Source organism: Microvirga massiliensis, from assembly GCF_001006805.1.
GTDB lineage: Bacteria > Pseudomonadota > Alphaproteobacteria > Rhizobiales > Beijerinckiaceae > Microvirga > Microvirga massiliensis.
Genome location: NZ_LN811359.1, coordinates 24040 through 30132, shown reverse-complemented (window position 1 = coordinate 30132; position 6093 = coordinate 24040). Strand labels below are relative to the sequence as shown.

At 62.1% G+C, this 6093-nt stretch carries 7 protein-coding genes and 1 pseudogene; 4 read left to right on the top strand and 4 right to left on the bottom strand.

The features are described from left to right. Positions 1-107: 107 nt before the first annotated feature. From BN1233_RS26330 to BN1233_RS49875, 4 genes are all read right to left on the bottom strand, one after another. Positions 108-1208 (bottom strand): glycoside hydrolase family 3 protein, encoded by a 1101-nt coding sequence (locus tag BN1233_RS26330; RefSeq protein ID WP_187144374.1) that lies wholly within the window; start codon positions 1206-1208, stop codon positions 108-110. A 131-nt stretch (positions 1209-1339) separates the two neighbouring features. Continuing rightward, positions 1340-1822: a hypothetical protein gene (locus BN1233_RS49880; protein WP_244889842.1), complete on the bottom strand. Its 483-nt coding sequence runs from the start codon at positions 1820-1822 to the stop codon at positions 1340-1342. 13 nt (positions 1823-1835) lie between these two features. Next, on the bottom strand, positions 1836-2171 hold the full coding sequence (locus tag BN1233_RS50605) for a hypothetical protein (protein ID WP_280517144.1): 336 nt from the start codon (positions 2169-2171) through the stop codon (positions 1836-1838). Beyond that, complete coding sequence (locus BN1233_RS49875; RefSeq protein ID WP_244471057.1) at positions 2140-2712, bottom strand: transposase; 573 nt, start codon at positions 2710-2712, stop codon at positions 2140-2142. The genes BN1233_RS50605 and BN1233_RS49875 overlap by 32 nt, the downstream gene beginning before the upstream one ends. Positions 2713-2894: 182 nt before the next feature. Between BN1233_RS49875 and BN1233_RS46110 the strand changes: the two are divergent. The 4 genes and pseudogenes from BN1233_RS46110 (at position 2895) to BN1233_RS51190 (ending at position 6090) form a co-directional block, all read left to right on the top strand. Further along, positions 2895-3716: pseudogene (locus BN1233_RS46110) on the top strand (IS5 family transposase). 393 nt (positions 3717-4109) lie between these two features. Continuing rightward, a complete protein-coding gene (locus BN1233_RS26315; protein ID WP_046866635.1) occupies positions 4110-4904 on the top strand; it encodes a hypothetical protein in 795 nt (264 codons plus the stop codon). 317 nt (positions 4905-5221) lie between these two features. Beyond that, positions 5222-5650, top strand: a complete 429-nt coding sequence (locus tag BN1233_RS26310; RefSeq protein ID WP_046866634.1) for a hypothetical protein — start codon at positions 5222-5224, stop codon at positions 5648-5650. 2 nt (positions 5651-5652) lie between these two features. Next, on the top strand, positions 5653-6090 hold the full coding sequence (locus tag BN1233_RS51190) for a tripartite tricarboxylate transporter substrate-binding protein (RefSeq protein WP_046866633.1): 438 nt from the start codon (positions 5653-5655) through the stop codon (positions 6088-6090). Positions 6091-6093 lie beyond the last annotated feature (3 nt).

The following is a 6093-nucleotide window of genomic DNA, read 5'->3' as shown; positions in this document are numbered from 1 at the left end:
ATATATCGACCCAATGGCCAAGGTTCAAGAGATGTTTTATGCGGCCGTCGCCGCATGCGCCTATCCATCCTCTCCCTGAAGGAAGAGGGCTTTCGGCGCAATTTTGTCTATAGAGCGGCCTTCGCCTTCCGGATCCTGGCGTTTGCCTGCTCGAGGCGCCCCATGAGCTGCGGCGACCGCTGGGCTGCCTGTGCCACTGCCGTGATGATCTGGCCGATGCGAGGAACCGCACCCCTCCCGATTTCCGCGAGGATCACGCAGTCATGGCCCGCCAACAGAGCCTTGATCACGGCCTCCTCCGGCGAGTGCCTTGCCGCGATCGCGCCCATCATCAGATCGTCTGAGATCACCAGTCGCTGAAAGCCAAGTCTCTGTCTGGCGAAAGCGACCGCTTCTGGTGAGAACGTGATCGGGACACCAGGAGACGCCTTCAGAAGAGGATGCGCGATGACCTGATGGCTCGTCATCAGGAAGAGCGGGCGCTCCTGCGCCAGCACGAGCCTGAACGGCTCGAGTTCGGCCGGCGACCATGACGAGGAGGCGTCGACCGGAGCGTCATGCGGATCGGCGCTGACGGAGCCATGGCCAGGAAAATGCTTGATGGCCGTCTGGACCCCGAAACTATGGTGCGCCCCGATAAAGCTGCTTGCGTGCGCCGCCACGAGTTCCGGCTCACGGCCGTAGCTGCGCCCGAGACGCGAGATGACAGCACTGTTTTTGTTGACCGCCAGGTCAAGGACGGGTCCGTAGTTCAGATTGAAGCCGAGGCGCGCGACGGCTTGGGCCATTTCCGCATAGAGCTCGAGCGATTCCTCAGGATCCATCTGCGCGACGTGGCGGGCTGACGGGGTGTTGGGAACAGATCGCAGCCGCCGCAGGCGGCGAACCGAACCGCCCTCTTCGTCCACCGAGATGAAGAGTGGTTCCGCTGCGGCAGATCGCAGAGCAGCGTTCATCCGGAGGACATTTGCATCGCCTGCTATATTGCGGGCGAGGTAGATGACGCCGCCGAGTGGTCTCTGCTGGATCAAGGAAAGGAGAGCCTTGAACTCAGGATCGTCCGTCTCGTTGCCTTCGAAGCCAACGATGAGCGTCCGCGCAACCAAAGCCTCGACATCATTATCTGACGCTTGGGTTATTCTGACCGGCCCGAGAGTAGTGAGAAGAGTGGCACAAACACCTTTGAGAAAACTTCGCCGCTCGAACACTCCGGTCTCCAAATTTCCGAACAAAATTATTTTCTTCCGCTCCCAGGAGAGCCGAAGGGAATCGTTCAATCGATTTCCTCTAGATAGCTGCACACTCTGGGCAGGTCCACGCTCGTCGAAAGAGTCACCTGCTAAGCTCGACTTTGGCCAATTACGCGGCGTGGCAAAGAGCGTAAGCCAAGGAGGTGCCGGAGGGCGGGTGGTGGTTTTTGCATTTCGCGCGAGCGCGGCGAGGTGAGTAAACCCGTTTCCAACCAGATGTGACGCCGCACGGCGGCGAGCGCATCGGTGAACGTTGGATGAGACTTGCGGTACCAGCTGTCGGTCCAAACAGCCATGCGGGCCCGGCGGCTCAGTTGCGCGGCCAAAAGGGTGACGATCGAGAACAGTGCGAGCCGGCACGGCGTGGTGCGGGCGATCGCGCGATCCGACCATTGCCGCTGCGTCTCGACACCGAGATGCGCCCGCACCTCCTGGAAGGTGACCTCGATCTGCCAGCGCAGGATGAACCAGCGGATGATCTGCAGGGGATCGTGTGCGGGATCGGTGCAGAGCAGGACCTGAGGCGAGAACCGGGTCTTCGGATCGCGCAGCAGCACCCAGCGGATCGGCACCACGGGCTTCCCGCTATGCCACCACACAGCCGTCGCGGAGCAGACCTCGACCACACGATCGCCTTCCCCCATACCAGCCCGGCACCGCGACCTCTTGCCAGTCCGTGGTCGTCTTCACCAACACCGCGCTGAGGTTCGGCAGGCGGGGCGCGTTGGTGCATGGACGGCCCTTCGTTCCAGGAGGAAGTGGTGGTGCCGGTTCATCGAGGGCGGCATCCAGGCGCAGCCGGGTGATGCCGATCACGCTCTCGCGCGACAACGCGGCGAGTAACTCCAGGGCGGCAAAGCCCATGCCGGCGACCAGCACCAACTCGCGCTCAGGGAGCCAACGGCGCACCTGCAGGACCATCTGGCGCGCCCAGTCGATCAGCGTCTTGTGGTGCTTCTGGTGCGCGGCCATACCGTTCGGAGGGCGCCAAGGCGGTCAGGAACGGCAGCGCCCAGGTCCGGGCGGCCCACGGGATCGGGGCCAGCAGCATGAGGCTGATCCAGCGCAGGCCAGAGGCTTTGACGAAGTGAGCGTCCGAGGCGCGCACCGGACCGCGGTAGATGCCATTGGCGGTGATGCGCTTGCCGCGCCGGCGCTCGATGGTATCGTCGATGCCGAGGATCACCGGACCGCTGGGCACAAAGGCGTCGAGCAGCAACCGAAGCAGCCGGCGGGCGCCATCCCGTTCGCTCCAGCGCGCCCGGCTGAGCACACGATGGTAGTTCACGAAGTGGCGTTCCCGGCTGAGGCCGGAGATCCGCAGAATGCTCGTGACCGTGCGGTTGCCCGGCGCCAGGATCGCGCCGAGGAGCAACACCTCGGCATGTCGCCACGTCCGGTAGAGAAAAAGCGGCGCAAATGTTAGGATGATCGTGGCGAAGCGAGCCGGCAGGCGTGGCATGGCAGCGTCTCTTGGCGGGGACACACCGGCCTACTGCATCACCCGCTTCGCCGCCGCTCGGACATGCTCCCCAGATCAGCCGTCAGAAATGGCCAAAGTCGAGCTAAGAGCCTATTCCAGTAGGCGGTTGTCGGGTCGCTGCCCATGTGTGGGGAATGATCGGGAAGGGTGGATTGACGATGATGCGTCAGCGCGTCCGGGATGACGGCTGGCGCGTGCCGGACGCGCTCTGGGCGAAGATGGAACCGCTGCTGCCGCCCCGCCCGCCGCACCCGCTGGGCTGCCACAACCCGCGGGTCCCTGACCGGGCGGCGATGGACGCGATCTTCTTCATGCTGCGGACGGGATGTCAGTGGAAGGCGCTGCGGGAAACAGGCATCTGCTCGTCCTCCTCAGCCCATCGATGGTTTCAGAAATGGGTAGCAGCCGGGGTCTTTGCCGCATTCTGGCGCGAGGGGCTGCTGGCCTACGACACCCTGAAAGGGATCGATTGGACTTGGTTGGCCCTGGACGGGGCGATGGGTAAGGCGCCGCTGGGTGGGGGAAAAAACCGGGCGCAATCCCACCGACAGAGGCAAGCGCGGGGTCAAACGCTCGCTGGTGACCGACGGTCGTGGCATCCCGCTGGGAGCCGTGATCGACGGAGCCAACCGCAACGACCACAAGCTGATGCGCCAGACGCTGGAGGCCATCCCCGTGCGACGGCCCAAACCGACCCGCCGCCCGCAGCATCTGTGTCTCGACAAGGGCTTCGACTATGACGAGCCGCGCGCCTTGGCTGAGGAGTTCGGATTCACCCTGCATTTGCGCCGTTGGGGTGAGGAGGCGGGGCCAAGCGTCACGCCTGCGCCAAAGCACGGCGCTGGGTGGTCGAGCGCACACACTCCTGGCTTCACCGCTTCCGCTCGATCTTGATCCGCTGGGCCAAAAAGCCCGCCAACTATCTTGCCCTCCTCCACTTCGCTCTCGGCATCATCACCTGGCGTCAGGCCCTACCGGGATAGGCTCTAAGGTATTCGGCAGCATATTCGAGACTGGTGGCGCGACGGTCCTCAATAGTCGGTCGCAGATCTTCGAGGAAGGCAATGGTGAAGGTGTGCTCGACGACATCGGCAAAATTCCCGGAGAACTGGACGCAAGGCGACGGTCGGAGTCAGGTGCCCCAATTGCGCGCCAGCAGGCGGGCTGCGTCACCAACGTTGAAGATACGATTAGTTGATCCTCGACGTTCTCCTGGCTAAATAAGCTTGGTGATGTTAGCTTTAGACACGACATATCGCTCCTTCCGTGTAGAAGTGGAGGCGTCAAGCACCCCTACGAAATGTCGCCCTTCCGATTGTTGGCAACTTTGGGCGAGCTCAACAGCATAGTTTCCTCGCGACACAGGAGGACTGCACGTGCCCAATATAGATCCGCAGGAGCGACAGCGATTGAAGCAGCAGTCCGCCCAAATGGCGATCACTGACGCCAACTATTCGCAGTACTTTGCTGCGGCAGCTGGTGTTGTCGCGCTGGTGAGTCCGGTGCATGCCGCGATCCTCGGGATCGGCGCCGGCATGATGGGCGTTTGCGGGAATTATCGCCAAACGGTCGCGAACGACCCTCCCCGCGACGACTTCGCTGAGGTGTGGGTCAGCGGCGCTGTGCTCGACGAGCAGTTGCTGCCCAGCGAGGAGCCTGCGCGCACGCTCGTTCGTTTCGCGGCCCATCATATGCTGGTTATGGACGCGCTGTATGCGCTGCTCCGGTCCCTGGAGCGGCTTGATGGGGCAGTCAACGCTCAGGATTTAGATGCCGCCGCTGCTCAGGCCGACGCGGCAGGGCAGAATGCGAACCTTTTAGCTAATCTGCAGGACAGCCTTATCTCGATCAGCCGCGACATGAACGAGGCGACAACCCAGTTACGCGCCAACGCGCCTGGATTTGGCCAAGTAACCCTTGACGACGTTGTCCGGCACTATCGGGAGGCATGGGGCGACCCCCCCGCGAATCCTGGCGCTAGTCTGCAGGAGGTTGCCGCGATCGTCAGCGGCGCGGCCGAGGATCTGTTAGAGCCGTTCGATCCCGTGGAGGCGCACCCGATCTTGTCGGCGACCGAAATGCCGCCTGACCGCGACATACCCATCGAGAAGGATTTTTTTGAGGAGCTTGCTGAGAATTCATCGACGCTTCGCAGTCTTTCTACCAGCTGAAAAGGAGCACATGGCTTCTTGGGGTGGTGAATACGCGAGTGCGGTTTTCCGCCAGCAAGTGCCCAGGCCGGCAGACACGGGGCAACTGGGCGCTGATTGGAAGGAATCCGACTGCGTGTGTGGATCAGTACGCGCCCCCATGGCCCACCTCGCTGCCGTGTGCTTCAACATCGTGTGACACTGCGCGCGCAATCCCGACGGGGCGGCAAATCCTACGTTGATGTCGCCGGTGCGCTGGCCGCCGATGTGTCGCACCGTATGACGACCGCGAGGCATGCAAACAGGCGGTAACAGCCGTTTCATTAGGAGCAACAGTCATGGTCAAATACTCCCGTCAAAAAAAGACCCGTGCGCAACACGAGACTTCGGTTGTTCTACGAGAAGATGCGGACAATCCGCCCGGCTGCCGCAATCTCCAATTTTTACCCCAAATCGGAGTTTATCCTCCGGACGGAATCCTGGCCGTTGATGGTACGTCTCTCGGAGATGATGGCAAACTTTACATGGCCTCCTTTACCAACCTAACTATCGCCGCCATCCACGGTCCGGAAGAGCAGGACTTCTCCCTCGAACTGCCGGTCGAGCTATTCGGCGTTAGCGCTATTGACCTATTCCCGGGCCAGCCGCTCGTCGTCAGCAGCGTCCAGACGGATGTCGCGTTGGAAGGACAGATCGTGATGACGCAGAAGAATGACGGAACGCGTTTCACGATCGACGTCGTCATCTGCCCGGTGGGGATAGCATAAAGGTGGTCTTGCCTTCGGGTTCCACTTTCGACATGCTCGTCGGAGCGCGCCGCCGCGCCGGGCAGCAACGGTTGAATGCGGAATTTGAGGTCCGCGATGCCCTGCAGCTTCCTGGGAATGGTGCGGGTGATCTGTCGTGGCGGCCGGCTTTCCGTGCAAGCTCAGTTTCAACTTCATCCGCGATGTCGCCCCCGTCGCAGGCAATGCTGGTAAATCTCTCGGTCCCGGCCCGGACGGTTCCTGAATTCATCGCTTATGCCAAAGCAAATCCGGGCAAAATCAGCATGGCGTCGGCAGTGCCCGCACCTTCGTTTATCGCGATTTTCAACCTCGTACGCGCGTATTGGTTGTTTCGGCTGAGCGGTTGGCAGACAGCGTACATCGCGCGCCCTTGGTCACAGGGCAATCTCTGTGTCTGCGCGGCGCACGACAGTCGGTGACCT